The organism is Rhizobium sp. WSM1328 (assembly GCF_057653715.1).
In genome coordinates this window covers 3574713-3592211 of record NZ_CM172788.1, presented here as the reverse complement: position 1 = coordinate 3592211, position 17499 = coordinate 3574713, and the positions used below count along the sequence as shown (strand labels likewise).

General features: G+C 62.0%; 15 protein-coding genes. 12 read left to right on the top strand and 3 right to left on the bottom strand.

The annotated features are described in order from the left end of the window. Window positions 1–9: 9 nt before the first annotated feature. On the bottom strand, window positions 10–1752 hold the full coding sequence (locus tag AC2444_RS18020; protein WP_012758909.1) for a hypothetical protein: 1743 nt from the start codon (window positions 1750–1752) through the stop codon (window positions 10–12). 340 nt (window positions 1753–2092) lie between these two features. On the opposite strand from AC2444_RS18020, the gene AC2444_RS18015 reads away from it, so the two are divergent. The 10 genes from AC2444_RS18015 to AC2444_RS17970 all read left to right on the top strand — a co-directional run bounded on the left by AC2444_RS18015 (window position 2093) and on the right by AC2444_RS17970 (window position 13782). Continuing rightward, the gene (locus AC2444_RS18015) at window positions 2093–2422 is read left to right on the top strand and encodes an STAS domain-containing protein (RefSeq protein WP_012758908.1); all 330 of its coding nucleotides are present in this window, start codon (window positions 2093–2095) and stop codon (window positions 2420–2422) included. Continuing rightward, complete coding sequence (locus tag AC2444_RS18010; protein ID WP_012758907.1) at window positions 2419–2787, top strand: response regulator; 369 nt, start codon at window positions 2419–2421, stop codon at window positions 2785–2787. Before AC2444_RS18015 ends, AC2444_RS18010 begins: the two co-directional genes overlap by 4 nt. After that, window positions 2784–4823 (top strand): chemotaxis protein CheA, encoded by a 2040-nt coding sequence (locus AC2444_RS18005; protein WP_012758906.1) that lies wholly within the window; start codon window positions 2784–2786, stop codon window positions 4821–4823. The genes AC2444_RS18010 and AC2444_RS18005 overlap by 4 nt, the downstream gene beginning before the upstream one ends. Then, window positions 4820–5329 carry a chemotaxis protein CheW gene (locus AC2444_RS18000; protein ID WP_012758905.1) on the top strand — a complete coding sequence of 170 codons (510 nt, stop codon included), beginning with the start codon at window positions 4820–4822 and terminating at the stop codon, window positions 5327–5329. Before AC2444_RS18005 ends, AC2444_RS18000 begins: the two co-directional genes overlap by 4 nt. A gap of 31 nt (window positions 5330–5360) precedes the next feature. Then, window positions 5361–7070, top strand: coding sequence for a methyl-accepting chemotaxis protein (locus tag AC2444_RS17995; RefSeq protein WP_012758904.1), 1710 nt, complete (start codon window positions 5361–5363; stop codon window positions 7068–7070). Window positions 7071–7315: 245 nt separating this feature from the next. Then, window positions 7316–9238 (top strand): HAMP domain-containing methyl-accepting chemotaxis protein, encoded by a 1923-nt coding sequence (locus AC2444_RS17990; RefSeq protein ID WP_012758903.1) that lies wholly within the window; start codon window positions 7316–7318, stop codon window positions 9236–9238. A 209-nt stretch (window positions 9239–9447) separates the two neighbouring features. After that, on the top strand, window positions 9448–11256 hold the full coding sequence (locus AC2444_RS17985; protein WP_012758902.1) for a methyl-accepting chemotaxis protein: 1809 nt from the start codon (window positions 9448–9450) through the stop codon (window positions 11254–11256). Beyond that, window positions 11253–11735 carry a chemotaxis protein CheW gene (locus AC2444_RS17980; RefSeq protein WP_012758901.1) on the top strand — a complete coding sequence of 161 codons (483 nt, stop codon included), beginning with the start codon at window positions 11253–11255 and terminating at the stop codon, window positions 11733–11735. Before AC2444_RS17985 ends, AC2444_RS17980 begins: the two co-directional genes overlap by 4 nt. A 30-nt stretch (window positions 11736–11765) precedes the next feature. After that, complete coding sequence (locus AC2444_RS17975; protein ID WP_012758900.1) at window positions 11766–12623, top strand: CheR family methyltransferase; 858 nt, start codon at window positions 11766–11768, stop codon at window positions 12621–12623. A gap of 61 nt (window positions 12624–12684) precedes the next feature. Further along, entirely contained in the window at window positions 12685–13782 is a 1098-nt protein-coding gene (locus AC2444_RS17970) for a protein-glutamate methylesterase/protein-glutamine glutaminase (protein ID WP_012758899.1), read from the top strand. An 82-nt stretch (window positions 13783–13864) separates the two neighbouring features. Here the strand turns inward: AC2444_RS17970 and AC2444_RS17965 are convergent, their stop codons facing one another. Beyond that, complete coding sequence (locus tag AC2444_RS17965) at window positions 13865–14605, bottom strand: 3-oxoacyl-ACP reductase family protein (protein ID WP_012758898.1); 741 nt, start codon at window positions 14603–14605, stop codon at window positions 13865–13867. Window positions 14606–14679: 74 nt separating this feature from the next. Then, on the bottom strand, window positions 14680–15258 hold the full coding sequence (locus AC2444_RS17960) for a TetR/AcrR family transcriptional regulator (RefSeq protein WP_041935571.1): 579 nt from the start codon (window positions 15256–15258) through the stop codon (window positions 14680–14682). A gap of 218 nt (window positions 15259–15476) precedes the next feature. Here AC2444_RS17960 and AC2444_RS17955 point away from each other — a divergent pair, with 218 nt between their 5' ends. Next, window positions 15477–16277, top strand: a complete 801-nt coding sequence (locus AC2444_RS17955) for an inositol monophosphatase family protein (protein ID WP_012758896.1) — start codon at window positions 15477–15479, stop codon at window positions 16275–16277. Between the two features lie 112 nt (window positions 16278–16389). After that, on the top strand, window positions 16390–17496 hold the full coding sequence (locus tag AC2444_RS17950) for a MotA/TolQ/ExbB proton channel family protein (RefSeq protein ID WP_012758895.1): 1107 nt from the start codon (window positions 16390–16392) through the stop codon (window positions 17494–17496). Window positions 17497–17499: the final 3 nt, after the last annotated feature.

Sequence of the window (17499 nt, the reverse complement as noted above, 5' to 3'; positions counted from 1 at the left end):
TATTCTAATTTAGAAAAGCGCGTCGGCGAAGAGGTCTTCATCGTTTTCGGCTTTGACGTTTTCGGCGGGAGCGGAGGTGCTGTCCTCGCTTGCCGGAATGATGCCGCGATGAATGCTGCGCTCCTGGACCATCGTATAGTGCTTGAAGATCTTGCGGTCGAGCGGCGCGATCGTCTCAGCGAGATCGGAGATATCGGCGACATCGGTGCCGGCGACGCCTTCGAGCAGATCGGCGCAGCCGGCAAGGACTTCGCCCAGATTATGCTGGAAATCGAGCTTGCCGATCAGCAGGCTGATCTTGGTGGCGACCTCGCGACCGTTCTCGGCGAGCACCTTCAACTCGTTTTCCATCACGTTGGCTGCAGAGCGGATGTTGCCGACGGCCGAGGTCAGGCTTTCTCCGAGATTTCCGGCTCCGGCATCGGTGGCGGGGGCGACGCGCCCGGCCGCGGCTTCGAGCGCCGGCAGGCCGTTGACGATGGCGTCGGCGGAATCGTCGAGCTTGCCGGCGAAGATGCGCAGCTCGGCGGTGACGACGTTGATCGACTTGCCTTCCTCGCCGAGCCGGCTGCAGCGCAGGTTGGTATTCAAAGCCATATAGTGAATGTCGGTCTTGACGGCGCGGATGTTGCCGATCGCTTCGGAGAGCTTGGCCGCCGTGCCGATCGTGGACTGGCTCACCTGATCGGCCTGGCGGCTTGCCGTATCGACCTGCTTGACGATTTCATGGGCGGCCGAAACGCTGGATTCCAGCGCGCGCATGAAGTTGCCGCCGGCCTCGCCGCTCTGACCGCTCATCTGATCGCGCAGCTTGAGAATCTCCCGCATGTCGTGATCGAAACTTGCGATCGTCTTGACGACGTTCTCGGAATCCCGCTGGAAATTTGCACACATGTCGCTCATCTGCGCCGCCGTCAGATGGTGAATGACGTTCTGGAGGCGCTGGCGCGCGCCGGCGTCGAGTCTGGCGCCATCCTCACCGGCAAAGAAATCTTCAAGCAGCGAAAAAGTAGCCTGCACATGCTCGATGCGCTGGCGAGTGATATCGCCGATCTGCAGGGCAGACAGGGTCGAGGCGACCTTGCTCTGGACGGCGCGGGCAATCGCGCCGACCTCGCGGGCGATGACGCCGAGATCCTTGCGATGGCCGGCGATCTTGGCGGCATCATCGCGCAGGGCTCCGGCGACGGCAGGAACGGTATCGGCATAGCCCTTCGAAACGCTGGCGCCAAAGGAGGCGGCGAGCTTGACCTCCTTGTCGAGACTGTCGAGATGCGTGGCAAAACGGTTGACCTCATCGGTACCGGAATAGATGCGCTCTAGGATCTCCTGGGCGAAGCCGGCGAATTCGGCAAGGCCGGCACCGGTAATCTTCACGGTCACCGCGAAGGTTCTGAGATAACGCATCGTCTCCTGCATGTCGGCGACGTGCTTGCGCAGTTCCCTGCCGGTATGCGCCAGCGAGACGAGCGCCTGCTGCCGGTTTTCCTCGGTGACGGGCAGCGCCATCAGGCTCTCCACCGTGGCGCGGAGATCGGCGCTGGTGTCGCTCGCCTCCTTGTTGTCGAGCGTCGTGGTGACGCTCTCGAGCGAGTTCAACAGACGGTTGAGCACATCCATCACCGAGAGCAGCACGGTGCCGCCTTCGAGGAAACGTTCCTCGACCTGGCTACGAGCAGATTCCAGGGTCTGGCTTATGTCCCGTCCTGATGAGTAGGCTGCAGCGTTCGGCGATACCAGAGCGTGTGCCACTTTTATACCTTTTCTTAAAATCCAGGCAATTCGAACTCTATTTTTACGGGCAGGATGGAAACGTCCGGTAAACGCGCCGGACTCGCCAGCGTTGTGATTAACGAAAGATGTTGATGGCCTGTCGGGGAAAGCCTAACGCTCGGATTGATGATTCAACTTATTGTTTTAATTTTACTTATTTCTAAATTTTGAGAAAAAAATACAACTTATCCCGGATGAGAATTGGGAGTCTGGGAATGCGCTATACGGCAGTTTCCTACAACCGCTGTTTACCCCGCATTAACGCTGCCGTGAGAGTCCTTTTAGGGTCGTCAAGTATTTTCTGGCCCAGGAGGCTGCATTGGATACTCAGAAACAATATTACGAATCTATAAATTTGCCGGACGTGCTCAGCATTCGCAACGTGTCCGAACTATATTCCAAGTTTACCGATGAATTTCATAGCAATGATACAATCATCATCAGCATTCCCGAGGGCGCAGAAGCGGATCTTAGTTTTGTTCAACTCATCGAATCCTCGCGCCGCCAAGCAAAGGCCAAGGGAAAGACCTTCAAGCTTTCTTCGCCGGCCAGTGGCTCGGTCCTGAAGGTACTTGAGCGTGCAGGTTTCATCGAATCCTTCGATCACGAAGACGCAAATTTCTGGTTGCATAAAGAGGTGACGTTATGAGTGCAAAGATCCTGACTGTCGACGATTCCGCCAGCATTCGTCTGACCACCAAGGTCACGCTGACCAATGCTGGCTATAGCGTCACCGAGGCGGTCAACGGGGCAGAGGGCCTCGCGACAGCCAAGGGCAGCAGCTTCGATCTGATCGTGACCGATCTCAACATGCCTGTCATGGATGGTCTGACGATGATCGAGGAACTGCGCAAGCTGCCGGCGCAGGCCGGCGTTCCGATCATCTTCCTGACGACGGAATCGGACGCCGATCTCAAGGCGCGCGCCAAGGCCGCCGGCGCGACGGGCTGGTTGACCAAGCCGTTCGACCCGGAAAGCCTGGTGAAGATCGTGAAGAAGGTTCTCGGACGATGAGTACGCTCGATCCGGTCGCCGTCTTCCGCACGGAAGCTGCCGAATGCCTCGAAGCGATCGAGGCTGGTCTTCTCGACCTGACCCACCAGCTCGACAACAAGGATCTCGTCGATGCCGTGTTCCGCGGCCTCCACACGCTCAAGGGCTCCGGTGCGATGTTCGGTTTCGAGGCGCTCGCCGCCTTCACCCATCATTGCGAAACAGCCTTCGATCGCGTCCGCAAGGGCGAGGTCGCGGCGACCAGCGAACTCGTCGCCGCCGTTCTCGCCGCCCAGGACCATATGCGAGCCCTGGTCGATCAGCCGGACGCCGATCACGGCGATACCGGGCATAAGCTTCTGGCACAGTTGCAAGCTGCCGTCGGCGGCAAGGAAGCAGTGCCGGCCGCTGTTGCCGCACCCGCGGCCGTGCGCGAGACCCCGGCGAAGAAGAAGAGCAGCTGGCGCATCCGCTTCAGCCTGCCTGCCAATTCGATGGCCAACGGCACCAACCCGCTCGGCCTGCTGGACGAGCTGCGCGATCTCGGCGAATGCACCGTGCGCGCCAACTCCTCGGCCATTCCGCCCCTCGACGCGCTGGCTCCGACGGAACTCCACATTTCCTGGGACGTGACGCTGACCAGCGAGCAAGACCGCTCAGCGATCGACGACGTCTTCATCTTCGTGCTTGATGATATGGAACTCAGCGTCGAGGAGATCGGCGGTACGGCAGCGGCAACCGCCGCTCCGGTTGAGGAAAAGGCCGCAACTGCCCCTGTCGCCGCGGTATCGGCGGCTTCGCCGACCAGCGTCCCGGAATTCCGTCCTGTCGAGGCGGTTCCGGCCAAGCGCGAGGCGCCCGCCGCCATCAGCCAGGCGAAGGCGGCCGAGAATGTCCGCGTTCCGGCCGAACGTCTCGATGAGCTGATGGACCGTGTCGGCGAGCTCGTCATCGCGCAATCGCGCCTCAGCCAGCTGGCCAGTGCCAGCGCCGATATCGCGCTGCGCTCCGTCTCGGAAGAAATCGAACGCCTCTCCGGCGAATTGCGCGACACGATGATGGTGCTGCGCATGGTGCCGGTCGCCACCCTGTTCTCCCGTTTTCGCCGCCTCATTCACGATCTCGCCCGCGAAACCGGCAAGGTGATCGAACTGGTGACGGAGGGCGAGAGCACCGAAGTCGACAAAACCGTCATCGAGCGTCTGGCCGATCCGCTTGTGCATCTGGTGCGCAACTCGATCGATCACGGCCTCGAAACGCCCGCCGACCGCCTTGCCTCCGGCAAGACCGAAGCCGGCACGGTGACGCTTTCGGCCCGCCAGGCCGGCGGCGAGGTGATCATCTCGATCAAGGATGACGGCCGCGGCATCAATCGTGAACGCGTTCGCGCCAAAGCGGAATCCTCCGGTCTCATCCAGCCCGGTCAGCCGCTTTCCGACTCCGAGCTGCTGCAACTAATCTTCGCCCCCGGCTTCTCGACGGCCGCGGCAATCACCAATCTCTCCGGCCGCGGGGTCGGCATGGACGTGGTGAAGAAGACGGTCGAAGCGCTCCGCGGCGCGATCGATATCGTCAGCCTGCCGGGACAAGGTTCGGAAGTGTCGCTGCGCATTCCGCTGACGCTCGCCATCATCGACGGCCTGCTGGTGCGGGTCGGCTCCGGCCGCTACGTCATCCCGCTCTCGGCAGTCGAGGAATGCCTCGAACTGTCGCTCGAGGAAGATCTCCGCTCGCGCGGCCGCAGCTTCATCTCGCTGCGCGACAGCCTGGTGCCGTTCCTGCGCCTGCGCGACCTCTTCCGCACCGGCACTAAGCCCGACGTGCATCAGAAGGTCGTCGTCATCTCGACCGGCACGGAGCGCGTCGGCCTCGTCGTCGACCAGATCATCGGCGACCACCAGACGGTCATCAAGTCGATGTCGAAACTGCACAATAACGTCGCGACCTTTTCGGGCGCCACCATTCTCGGCGACGGCAGCGTCGCTCTCATTCTCGACGTTGGGCACCTGGTTGCCGCGGGTCAGCAACAGGAGGCGCAATTGCGTGTAGCAGGATGAGTGCAACAGCAGCAGCCGAACGGTTCGACAAGCACTGGAGCTATGCCGAGGAAGTCGAGGTCCTGACCTTCGATCTCAACGGCGAAACCTTCGCGCTGGAAGCGGTTATCGTCCAGGAAATCCTGGACCTGCTTCCTGAGACCGCGGTGCCGGGCAGTCAGCCCTTCGTCGCCAGCGTCATCAACTTCCGCGGTAAGGTCATTCCGCTCGCCGATCTGCGTCTCGCCTTCGGGATGGAAGCAGCAGAGGCGACGATCGACAGCCGCTTCATCGTCATCGAGATCGACCTACAGGGCGAGCAGACGCTCGTCGGCCTCAGAACCGACAAGGTGAACGAGGTGACGACACTTGCAAAGTCCGCGAGCGAAGCCCCGCCCAGCATCGGCATGCGTTGGCGCGCCGACTACATCAACTGCCTGGTGAAGAGGGGCGGAGAATTCATCATTCTCCCCAATCTGCAGGCGATCTTTTCATCGAGGCACGATGCGGCGGGAGCCGTCAATTGACGCTGGATGAATTCAACGAGGGGTTTGGACGATGCGACTGACAATAAAGACGAAACTGGTGACCGCGTTCACCTTCATCATTCTGATGCTCGTAGGCACCGCCGCTTACGGTATCTTCAGCCTTGGATCGCTGAACGACACGATCGATAAGCTTCTTGCCGGCCCGGCAGCCCGCCTCGATCTCGCGCAGCAGATCAACATTGCCCAGCTCGAGGCCATCCGCCAGCAGAAGAACCTGCTCACCGCCCGCAGCGCAGACGAGACGGCCGGCGCGGTCGCGAAGGGCAATCAGGCCCGCAAGGAGTTCACCGACGCCTTCAACCAGGTGCTGGCGCTGGCGACGGAAGAAGGCAAGGCGCGCTGGGCGCGCATCGCCGAACTTTCCAAGACCTTCAATGCGGCCGACGATCAGATCCGTGACTATGTGAAGGCCGGTAATGCCGAAGGCGCAAATACCGTCTCTGTTACGACGGCGCGGGCCGCTGCCAACGATATCGACGCGACGCTCAGCGAAATCCTGGCACTTGAAAAGCAGCGCATGAAGGCTGCCGACGACGGCGCCGAAGCGCAGTACACGACGACACGCACAATGATGGTTGCGGTCGCAGCCGTCGCCCTGCTGATTGCCGCCCTCACCGCCTTCTGGATCGCCAGCACGATCAGCAAGGGCCTCGGCCGTGCCAACACCGTGGTGCGCGAAGTGTCGGAAGGCGATCTGACCAAGATGGCCGACATCACCAGCCATGACGAAATCGGCGAACTTCTGGGCAACGTCAATATCATGATCGAACGTCTGCGCGGCGTCGTTGCCGACGCACTGTCGGCCGCCGACAACGTCTCTTCCGGAAGCCAGCAACTTTCGGCGAGTTCGGAACAGGTATCGCAGGGCGCCACCGAACAGGCGGCGTCGGCCGAAGAGGCTTCCGCCTCGATGGAGCAGATGGCCGCCAACATCAAGCAGAACGCCGATAACGCCGCCCAGACCGAAAAGATCGCCCGCCAGTCCGCCAAGGACGCGGAGATGAGCGGTGAAGCGGTGACGCGTGCTGTCGACGCCATGCGCACGATCGCCCAGAAGATCGGCATCGTCCAGGAAATCGCCCGCCAGACCGATCTCTTGGCTCTCAACGCTGCCGTGGAAGCGGCTCGTGCGGGAGAACACGGCAAGGGCTTTGCGGTGGTCGCTTCGGAAGTGCGCAAGCTTGCCGAACGCAGCCAGTCGGCGGCTGCCGAAATCAGCTCGATGTCGAGCGACACGGTCAAAGCTGCCGCCGATGCCGGCGATATGCTCGGCCGGCTGGTGCCCGATATCCGCAAGACGGCGGAACTGGTCTCCGAGATCAGTGCGGCCTGCCGCGAACAGGATATCGGCGCCTCGCAGATCAATGAAGCGATCCAGCAGCTCGACAAGGTGACGCAACAGAATGCCGGCGCTTCCGAGCAGATGTCGGCAACCTCCGAGGAGCTCGCCTCCCAGGCAGAGGAACTGCAGACGTCAATCGCCTTCTTCAAGGTCGATACGGCAGGCAACGGACGGTCCGGCGCCCACAAAGCGCAGCCAAAGGCTTCGGCCAAGGCGCTCAAGGCCCCGGCCGCTGGCCGCAAGCCCGGCCTGCAGGCTCACAGCCAAGGCCGCGGCCAGACGGTTTCGGCTCAACAGCAGCGCCTCAAGGGCTTTGCTCTCGATATGTCGATGGGCGGTCCAGACGCCAGCGACGACGACTTTAGGGAGAGCGCATAAGCGCTCCCCCGGGGAAAGCGCGTGAGCGTTTCGCCTCAATGTGATCCCTCGGGCTGCTCCGGCGGCCTGAGGCGAGAACATCCCCCAACGCATGTAGGCGTTGGCGCTGCGATGGATAGATGTCCGGCTGCCGGGAAGTGAATTTAGTCGCTTTTCCCCGTTTCAGCACATCACTTTCCAAGCTTGACGTCCCGCCAAGGGGACATGTCTCTCCATTCGTTTTGACCGCAAATCGGGGGTATCACATGCGTTTCACCATTAAACTCAAACTGGGTCTTGCCTTTGGCATCATGACGCTGCTGCTGATCGGCATCGCGGTTTATGGAAGCCTGAGCCTCGGCACCTTGAACGAGGCGAGCGGCAAGATGATCGACGGCTCTGTGCGCCGCCTGGAACTGGCGCTGAACGCCAATATTGCCGAAGTCAACGCCATCCGCGCTCAGAAGAACGCTCTGCTTTCCACCGATCCTGACGCGGCTGCCGGCTTCTACAAGGAAGCCGACCAGAATTTGCAGGTCATGTTCGATGCCGTCGATGCCGGCCTTGCGATCGCCTTGCCGGAAGGCAAACCCCATTGGGAGAAGCTGCGGACGGTCGGCGGGAAATTCCGTGAAAAATCCGCCGAGCTGCAGCAGCTTGACGCCAAGGGCGACAAGGCCGGCGCGCTGGCGCTTTCACTCGGCGACCTCCGGGCGATGACCGGCGACATGGGCGATGCGATCTCCGCCCTTACCGAGATCCAGCGCAAGGGCATGCAGGCGACCAACCAATCGAACACCAATCTCTACACCTCAACGAAGCTGATCCTCACCACTGCTTCCGGCATCGCAGTGCTCATCGCGCTCGGTGCTGCGCTCTGGATCACGCTTGGAATCAACAATGGCTTGAGGAAGATCACGACCGTCGTAAACGCCGTCGCAATCGGCGATCTCAACCAGAAGGTCGATGTCAAGACCAATGACGAGATCAAGGATCTCATCAATACGGTCAATGCCATGACTGCCAATCTGCGTGCCACGGCAGCACTTGCCGACCAGATCGCCATGGGTGACCTCAGCACCGATGCCAAGCCGCTTTCGGACAAGGATGCGCTCGGCATCGCGATGCAGAGCATGATCTCCAACCTGCGGACCACCGCCGGCATCGCCGATCAGATCGCAAACGGTGACCTGACGGTGTCTCCAAAGCCGCTCTCCGACAAGGATGCGCTGGGCATCGCGCTCGAACAGATGGTCGAACGCCTGCGCGGCGTCGTTGCCGATGCGATATCGGCCGCCGAGAACGTCTCTTCCGGCAGCCAGGAACTTTCGGCAAGCTCCGAGCAGGTGTCGCAGGGCGCCACGGAGCAGGCGGCTTCCGCCGAAGAGGCTTCCGCCTCGATGGAAGAGATGGCCTCCAACATCAAGCAGAACGCCGACAATGCCGCCCAGACCGAAAAGATCGCCCGTCAGTCGGCGAAGGATGCGGAAGCCAGCGGCGAGGCTGTCTCCCGCGCTGTCGACGCGATGCGCACGATTGCCCAGAAGATCGGCATCGTCCAGGAAATCGCCCGCCAGACCGATCTTCTCGCCCTCAACGCTGCCGTGGAAGCGGCTCGTGCGGGTGAGCACGGCAAGGGTTTCGCAGTCGTTGCATCCGAAGTGCGCAAGCTTGCTGAACGCAGCCAGTCGGCTGCCGCCGAGATCAGCTCGATGTCGAGCGATACGGTGACGGCGGCCCAGGAAGCGGGCGAAATGCTCGGCCGGCTGGTGCCCGATATCCGCAAGACGGCCGAGCTGGTTTCCGAGATCAGTGCCGCCTGCCGCGAACAGGATATCGGGGCGGCCCAGATCAACGAGGCGATCCAGCAGCTCGACAAGGTGACGCAGCAGAATGCCGGCGCCTCCGAGCAGATGTCGGCAACCTCGGAGGAACTCGCCTCCCAGGCTGAAGAGCTGCAGACGTCGATTGCCTTCTTCAGGGTCGACATGGCAGGCGGTCGCCGCGAGCGTGCGCCGGCTGCAAAACTCACCGTCCGCAACCGGCCTCCCGCCGCACCTCGCAAACCGGCTGGCAAGGCGCCGGCCAATACGGTGGCCGGCCAGCAGGCCCGCGTGAAGGGTTTTGCCCTCGACATGTCGATGGGCGGTCCCGACACGGTCGACGAGGAATTCCGGGAGAGCGCATAGCGCTCCCCTGGGGAAAGCGCTTAAGCGCTATCGCGTCGCACTCGTCGCGGGCCAGCTAATGCGCCCGCGAGGCATGCTTCCGGCGCCTGCGGTTGTCGGCACGGAGATCCGTGGGCAGTCTTCGTCCGCCGGAAGGTTTTGCTGCATGACGCAGCGCCAAGGAATAGCCGGTTCACACTTATTACGTCGCTCTCACAAAGGATATTGAGATGCGTATCACGATCAAGCTTAAGCTCGCGGCCGCGTTCGGCTTCGTCATTTTGTTGCTGGTGGGCAGCGCGGTGTATGGGATCATCAGCCTCAGCACACTGAACGACGCCGTCGGCAACCTTGTCGCGGGTCCTGCAAAAAGCCTGGAACTGGCCCTGGAAGCAAAAGCTGCGGAGCTCAGTGCCATTCGCTGGCAGAAGAATGCCCTTCTGGAAATGGATCCCGAAGTGGCCAGGAAGAACTACCAGAACTCGGCGAAGAGCATGGACGAAATGCTGGCCTATGCGGTGAGTGGCCAACAGCTTGCAACTGTCGACGGCAAGCCCACGTGGGATAGGCTGATCGAACTGGCCAAGCGTTTCACCGAGGGCTCCCACAAAGTCGCCTCCATCCAGGAAAGTGGTGACAGGGCAGGGGCCAATGCCCTGTCGTCGGGAGAGGTTCGCGCCCTCGTTACGGAACTGGAAGACGTCTTCGCGGCGCTCGTTGCGCAGCAGCAGAAGTCAATGGCGCAGGCCGATGACGATACCGAAACCCTTTATGGTTCCACCAGGAACCTGCTGATCGGCATCGCCGTCGGCGCCTCCGTCATCGCTTTTGCCGCCGCATTGTGGATCGCCCTCGGCATCAACAGCGGCCTGCGTAAGATCATGAACGTCGCCAACGCCGTCGCCACCGGCGACCTGAACCAGAAGGCCGAGATCAACAGCAACGACGAGATCAAGGACCTGGTGAACACGATCAACGTCATGACGGATAATCTTCGCAGCACTGCTGGTATCGCCAGCCAGATCTCGAACGGCGACTTGACCGTGTCGCCGAAGCCGCTTTCTGACAAGGACATGCTGGGCATTGCGCTCGAGCAGATGGTCGAGCGTCTGCGCGGTGTCGTCTCTGATGCGGCGGCTGCCGCAGAAAATGTTTCGGCCGGCAGCCAGGAACTGTCCTCGAGCTCCGAGCAGGTATCGCAGGGCGCCACCGAACAGGCGGCTTCGGCCGAAGAGGCTTCCGCCTCGATGGAAGAGATGGCCGCCAACATCAAGCAGAACGCCGATAACGCCGCCCAGACCGAAAAGATCGCCCGCCAGTCGGCCAAGGATGCTGAAGCCAGCGGGGACGCGGTGACGCGCGCCGTACAGGCGATGCGGACCATTGCCGAGAAGATCGGTATCGTCCAGGAAATCGCCCGCCAAACCGATCTCTTGGCTCTCAATGCCGCCGTCGAAGCTGCTCGTGCAGGCGAACACGGCAAGGGCTTTGCGGTGGTGGCTTCGGAAGTGCGCAAGCTTGCCGAACGCAGCCAGTCGGCTGCTGCCGAAATCAGCTCGATGTCGGGCGATACCGTCAAGGCCGCTCAGGAAGCGGGCGACATGCTTGGCCGGCTGGTGCCGGATATCCGCAAGACGGCGGAACTGGTCTCCGAGATCAGCGCCGCCTGCCGCGAACAGGATGTCGGCGCTTCGCAGATCAACGAAGCGATCCAGCAGCTCGACAAGGTGACGCAGCAGAATGCCGGCGCCTCCGAGCAGATGTCCGCAACCTCGGAAGAGCTCGCGACTCAAGCGGAAGAATTGCAGGCCTCGATCGCCTTCTTCAAGGTCGATACTGCAGGCAACCGCCAGTCCCGCACGCCGGCCGCCAGGATGACGGTTCGCAGCCCGGCTCCGGCCGCCGGCCGCAAGCCTGCACCCAAGAAGCCGGCCGCCAACAGCGTCGCCGGCCAGCAGGCGCGGGCGAAAGGCTTCGCTCTCGATCTCTCCATGGGCGGTCCCGATGACGGAGACGCCGAATTCAAGGAAAGCGCATGATCATGGCCACGACATCTTTGGAAGCGCAATTCGTGACCTTCAGCCTCGGCGAGGAGATTTTCGCCGTGCCGGTTGAGGTGGTACGGGAAATCCTCGACTATGCGGAAGCTTTCAAGATTCCGAATGGTCCCGACTATCTGCTCGGCCTGCGCGACGTGCGCGGGCAGGGCGTGCCGACGATCGATCTTCGCTTGAAGCTCGGCATGACGAAGACCGTGCCGACGCCGCACACGCGGGTGCTCGTCCTCGACGTGCCGATGGAAAACCGGCTGCTGACGCTTGGCCTCGTCGCCGATCGCGTCTTCGAAGTCACGCCATTCCGGCACGAGCAGATCGAGGCGGCGCCTGATATCGGCGTGCGCTGGCGCTCGGACTATATCGCCGGCGTCGTTCGCCGTGAAAACGGCTTCGTCGTCATCATCGACCTTGCACGGTTGCTGTCGCGCGAGGACGCCTCGGTACTGCAATCGGCGGCCTGACCCGCGCATCAACTCGGAGTACTGCATTCTATGAGTATGGCAGCAGCGGTGGAAACCCAATTGCCGGGCGACCGGATCAGCAAGCGCAATTTCGATAAGCTTGCCCGGTTCATCTACGATTATAGCGGCATCAAGATGCCGCCGACCAAGCTGACGATGCTCGAAGGGCGGTTGAGGCGCCGCCTTCGCGCAACCAACCATGCGACCTTCGACGATTATTGCGATTTCCTGTTCAATCATGACGGCCTCGACCAGGAAACCGTCTACCTGATCGACGTGGTGACGACGAATAAGACCGACTTCTTCCGCGAAGCCAAGCATTTCGACTATCTGCAGACGGTAGCGCTGCCAATGATTGTCAATAGCGGCGTTCGGACCATCCGCACCTGGAGTTCGGCCTGCTCGACGGGAGCGGAACCCTACACGATGGCGATGGTGCTGGCGGAATTCGCCGAAGGCCGCAACGACGTCTCCTACAGCGTTCTGGCGACCGACCTTTCCACTGATGTGCTGCAGACGGCGCGCCGGGGCATCTACCCGGAAGATTTGATCGCGCCTGTGCCGCGCGATCTGCAGCGCAAATACGTGCTGACAGCCAAGCAGCCGGGTCGGCGGGAGGTGCGTATCACGCCGAAACTGCGCAGCAAGATCGGTTTTGCCCGCATGAATCTGATGGACGAGAAATACGCGATCGGCGAGTTGATGAACGTCATCTTCTGCCGCAACGTGCTAATCTACTTTGACAAGCAGACTCAGGCCGGTGTTCTCAACCGCCTCTGTGCCTGCCTGGCGAAGGGCGGCTACATGTTCATCGGCCATTCTGAATCAATCACCGGCTTCGATCTGCCGTTGAAGCAGGTCTCGAATACGGTGTTTCAGCGTATCTAAAGCGCATTGCGTCATCCCAAAACCGCTGCGCACTTCTGGACGGCATGCATTAGGGGCATTCATGGCTAAGAAAATCCGCGTTCTCATCATCGACGATTCCGCCAGTATCCGCCAAACGCTGACCCATGTGCTGGAGCAGGATCCCGATATCGAGATCATGGCGGTGGCATCCGACCCCTTCATGGCGGCGCGGAAACTGCAGGAGGAGATCCCCGATGTCATCACGCTCGATGTGGAGATGCCGCGCATGGACGGCATCACCTTCCTGCGCAAGCTGATGTCGCAGCGGCCGATCCCCGTCGTGATGTGCTCGTCGCTGACGGAGGCGGGATCGGAAACGCTGCTCCAGGCGCTGGAGGCCGGCGCCGTCGACGTCATCCTGAAATCGAAGATCGGGGCTGCCGACAGCCTTTCCGACGATGCGATGCGTATTCGCGAAGTCGTCAAGAGCGCCTCGCATGCACGGCTTTCCAACGTGCGCCGCGCCGCCGGAACCATTCGCTCGGCTTCGGCGGAAGGGCCGGCCAAGAAGCTGACGGCGGATGTGATGCTGCCGCCACCGACGGGGCGGGCCATGGCGAAGACAACGGAGATGGTCGTCTGCGTCGGCGCCTCCACCGGTGGCACCGAAGCGCTGCGCGAGTTCCTGGAGGAACTGCCGGCCAACGCGCCTGGCATGGTGATCGTCCAGCATATGCCGGAGAAATTCACCGCCGCCTTCGCCAAGCGGCTGAACGGGCTTTGCGAAGTCGAGGTCAAGGAAGCCGTCGATGGCGATCCGGTGCTGCGCGGCCATGTGCTGATCGCACCAGGCGACAAGCACATGCTGCTCGAGCGCCAGGGTGCGCGCTACTATGTCAGCGTCAAGACCGGGCCGCTGGTGTCGCGACACCGGCCTTCCGTCGACGTGCTCTTCCGCTCGGCGGCGCGCTCGGCCGGCTCGAACGCCATGGGTATCATCATGACCGGCATGGGCGACGACGGCGCGCGCGGCATGCTGGAAATGCATCAGGCCGGCGCCTACACGGTGGCGCAGGACGAGGCGAGTTCAGTCGTTTTCGGCATGCCGAAGGAGGCGATCGCCAAAGGCGGCGTCGACCGTATCCTGCCGCTCGATCAGATCGCTCGCGAAGTTTTGATAACGCAGCAGAAGTTTTAAGTCGGTTTCAACGGAACCGGCTGAAGCCGGCGGTATCGCAGGATGCCGCCGGTTTTTGGTTACAGCCCTGCAAATTCCCTATTCAGGCGAGATAACCGCCGTCGATCGTCAGGCTGGCGCCGGTGACGAAAGCGGCCTCGGCACTGGCGAGATAGGCGGCGAGGCCGGCGATCTCGCGGTCCTCACCCAGGCGGCCAAGTGCCATCAGCGGCTTGAGGCGCTGATGATCGTCCTCATTGGGGTTCATGTCGGTCGCCGTCGGGCCGGGCTGGATGTTGTTGACGGTGATGCCGCGTGGGCCGAGATCGCGGGCGAGGCCGCGGGTCATCGAGGCGATTGCGCCCTTCGTCATGCTGTAGACTGCGGAGGTTGGAAAGCCGCTGCGATCGGCGGTGACGCTGCCGATGGTGATGACGCGGCCGCCTTCCTTCATGTGTCTTGCCGCTGCCTGGATGCCGACGAAGGCAGCGCGGACGTTGACGGCGAACATCCGGTCGAAATCTTCGAGCGAATAGTCGTCGAGCGGGTTGAGGATGAGAATGCCGGCATTGCTGACGAGAATGTCGAGACCGCCAAAATGCCCGGCTGTCAACGCGACGGCATCCTGTACGGCCTTCGCATCGGCACTGTCGGCCCGGATCGCCAGCGCCCTGCCGCCAGCAGCCTCCAGCTCGGCGACGATCGCCTTCGCCTTGTGCTCCGAGCTGGAATAGGTGAAGGCGACGGCGGCGCCATCAGCGGCGAGCCTTCGGACGATAGCGGCACCGATGCCGCGCGAGCCGCCGGTGACGAGGGCGATCTTGGTGGAAAGGGGTTGAGACATGCAGGTTTCCTTTGTTTCTGGATTGATCAGTCTAGAATTGCTCATGGAAAGGTCAGTTCGGAGTTGTCCGTTCGTCAGCGGAGGCTTCTGATTGCCATGTGTGCGATACCGCGGAGCGTCTCGGATTGGGCGCCGTTTCGGGCGCTGACTTTCATGCCCGACAGCGTAGCGCCGAGAAACGGAATGGCGTCGGCGATATCGATCTCTGTTGCGAGTTCTCCGCTCCTGCGAGCCTCAGCGAGAAGGCTTTCGATCGCCGCGTGAAGCGCGCGGCCGGCGCTGTCCGTAAGAGCTGCGACCTCGGCATCGGAGCGGCCGAATTCACAGATGGCGCTGACACCGAGGCAGCCGCGCCGGGCCTCGGCAGCGGGACGCGAGGCGAAAGCGACAAGAGCACCTTCCAGCGCCTCGATCGGCCGACCGTCGTGGCGAAGATCGGCGATGATCTTATCGATGCTCTCCACATTGTAGCGCTTCAGCGCTTCCAGATAGAGACCGCGCTTGTCGCCGAAGGTGTCGTACATGCTTTGGCGGCTGATCTTCATCGCCGTCAGCAATTCCTCGGTTGAGGTGCCTTCATAGCCATGCTCGGTAAATACGCCGATGGCGGCATGAAGGGCGGTGTCGCGATCGAATTCCTTGTGTCGTGCCATGACCAGGCTTCTACTCTTATTGGACTGGTCTGTCCAGAATAAAATGAATAGTTTCCGACGCCGCAGGGCAGCCATGCGTGCGTCCCCTTGAAATTTCCCTGATTTTGTGGTCTTGAGGCCGCCAATCTTCGCAGCGCTGCCTGTCATGCATGGTCAGGGACACTTCCCGCCCCTGGCAGCGCGCGCGCCCCGTATCAGTCCCAAGGAAAAATGCGCCGATGGCCCGTTCAGCTCTTCTCAATGTCATGGTTCAGGCTGCCCTCAAGGCAGGAAAGTCGCTGGGGCGTGATTTCGGCGAAGTGCAGAACCTGCAGGTTTCCGTGAAAGGACCGGGCGACTTCGTTTCCACCGCCGACCGCAAGGCCGAAAAGATCGTCAGGGAAGAGCTGCTCAAGGCGCGTCCGACCTATGGCTTCCTCGGCGAGGAAAGCGAGGAAATCAAGGGCACCGACGGCGCGCATCGCTGGATCGTCGACCCGCTCGACGGCACGACGAACTTTTTGCACGGCATCCCGGCCTTCGCTGTCTCGATCGCGCTCGAACGCAATGGCGAGATCGTCGCCGCCGTCGTCTTCAATCCGGCGACCGACGAACTCTATACCGCCGAGCGCGGCGGCGGCGCCTTCCTCAATGACCGGCGCCTGCGCGTCGCTGCGCGCCGGGCGCTGTCGGATTGCGTCATCGGCTGTGGCGTGCCGGCGCTTGGCAAGCGCAATCACGGCAAGTTCCTGGTCGAGCTTCGTCACGTGATGGGCGAAGTGGCAGGCATCCGCCGCCTGGGTTCGCCGACGCTTGATCTCGCCTATGTCGCGGCCGGGCGTTTCGACGGTTTCTGGGAAGCGGAACTGGCGCCCTGGGACGTGGCGGCCGGCATCCTGCTCATCCGTGAAGCCGGCGGTTTCGCGACCGACTGGGAGGGTGGCGCGACGATGCTGGAGAGCGGCACAATCGTCGCCGGCAACGAGATCATCCACAAGGCGCTGATCGAAGTCGTCAAGCGGCCGGTTCCCGCCAAGTGACCGAACGAAAATCTGGCTGTTGTAAAGTCACGGTTTTCTCCCCGGCATACTTCAATTCGGCACAATGTTGTTCTAGTCTCCGCCAGCAGGGAATCCGGAGGCTGCGTAACCTATGGAAAATGTGAATGTGGCGGAGATCGGCTCCACCGAAAAGACGACGGGCATTTATGCCAACAGGCTTTCGAGCCCCATGCCCTTCCTCTGGACGATGCTGCTTTTCCTCGTGATCGTCGGTTTTATCGCCGCTATCCTCTTCCGCCAGACGCAGACCGCCTTCATGCACAATCCGGGCCTCAACGGCCTGATCGTCGGCGTTCTCGCGGTCGGAATCATCCTTGTTTTCAACCATGTACTGGCGCTTCGCCCCGAGGTGCGTTGGTTTAATTCCTTCCGCGCCGCCGGCAGCGTCGACAAGGTCAACCGCAATCCGCGGCTGCTTGCGCCCATGCGGGCGCTGCTCGGCAGCCGCAAGTCCTCAGCGTCGCTGTCGACGACGGCGCTGCGCTCGATCCTCGATTCGATTGCCAGCCGCCTCGACGAATCGCGCGACGTTTCACGCTACCTGATCGGCCTCTTGGTCTTCCTCGGCCTGCTCGGCACCTTCTGGGGCCTCATCGGCACGATTGGTTCGATCAGCATTGTCATCCAGTCGCTCGATGCCGGCTCGAACGGCACGGGGGACGTGCTCTCGGCGCTGAAGGAAGGGCTTTCCACGCCGCTTTCGGGCATGGGCCAGGCCTTCTCCTCCTCGCTGCTCGGCCTTTCCGGTTCGCTCATTCTCGGCTTCCTCGACCTGCAGGCCGGCCGCGCGCAAAACCGCTTCTATATGGAGCTGGAAAACTGGCTCTCCTCGGTCACGGATGTCGGCTCCGATCATCTTGCCCCGGCTCTCGACGCCGTTGCCGGCGCTTCGTCGGACGACATGCGCGCGCTCTCCGATTATCTGCGCAAGGTCTCGGAAGAGGGTGGTGCCGGCAGCCAGCGCTCCGTCGCCGCCATGGCGAGCCTTGCCGAAGGCATTCAAGGCCTCGTCAAGAACATGCGCAACGAGCAGCAGATGCTGCGCGACTGGATCGAGGCACAGCAGGACGAGGCGAAGGCGATGCGCCGCACGCTCGACCGGCTTGCCGAACGCATCGGCGTGCAGGAGCGCGCAGGCGAGAGGGGCGAGCGTTTGCGCGACCGCGCCAGCCAGGCAGAAAAGAGCGAGGGCAAGTAAGCC

Bases quoted from the DNA above. Each gene is read 5' to 3' on its own strand.
- AC2444_RS17975 (WP_012758900.1), top strand. From the start codon at position 11,766: ATGAGTATGGCAGCAGCGGTGGAAACCCAATTGCCGGGCGACCGGATC.
- AC2444_RS17970 (WP_012758899.1), top strand. From the start codon at position 12,685: ATGGCTAAGAAAATCCGCGTTCTCATCATCGACGATTCCGCCAGTATC.
- AC2444_RS17955 (WP_012758896.1), top strand. From the start codon at position 15,477: ATGGCCCGTTCAGCTCTTCTCAATGTCATGGTTCAGGCTGCCCTCAAG.
- AC2444_RS18005 (WP_012758906.1), top strand. From the start codon at position 2,784: ATGAGTACGCTCGATCCGGTCGCCGTCTTCCGCACGGAAGCTGCCGAA.
- AC2444_RS17985 (WP_012758902.1), top strand. From the start codon at position 9,448: ATGCGTATCACGATCAAGCTTAAGCTCGCGGCCGCGTTCGGCTTCGTC.
- AC2444_RS17965 (WP_012758898.1), bottom strand. From the start codon at position 14,605: ATGTCTCAACCCCTTTCCACCAAGATCGCCCTCGTCACCGGCGGCTCG.
- AC2444_RS17995 (WP_012758904.1), top strand. From the start codon at position 5,361: ATGCGACTGACAATAAAGACGAAACTGGTGACCGCGTTCACCTTCATC.
- AC2444_RS18010 (WP_012758907.1), top strand. From the start codon at position 2,419: ATGAGTGCAAAGATCCTGACTGTCGACGATTCCGCCAGCATTCGTCTG.
- AC2444_RS18000 (WP_012758905.1), top strand. From the start codon at position 4,820: ATGAGTGCAACAGCAGCAGCCGAACGGTTCGACAAGCACTGGAGCTAT.
- AC2444_RS17960 (WP_041935571.1), bottom strand. From the start codon at position 15,258: ATGGCACGACACAAGGAATTCGATCGCGACACCGCCCTTCATGCCGCC.
- AC2444_RS17990 (WP_012758903.1), top strand. From the start codon at position 7,316: ATGCGTTTCACCATTAAACTCAAACTGGGTCTTGCCTTTGGCATCATG.
- AC2444_RS17950 (WP_012758895.1), top strand. From the start codon at position 16,390: ATGGAAAATGTGAATGTGGCGGAGATCGGCTCCACCGAAAAGACGACG.
- AC2444_RS17980 (WP_012758901.1), top strand. From the start codon at position 11,253: ATGATCATGGCCACGACATCTTTGGAAGCGCAATTCGTGACCTTCAGC.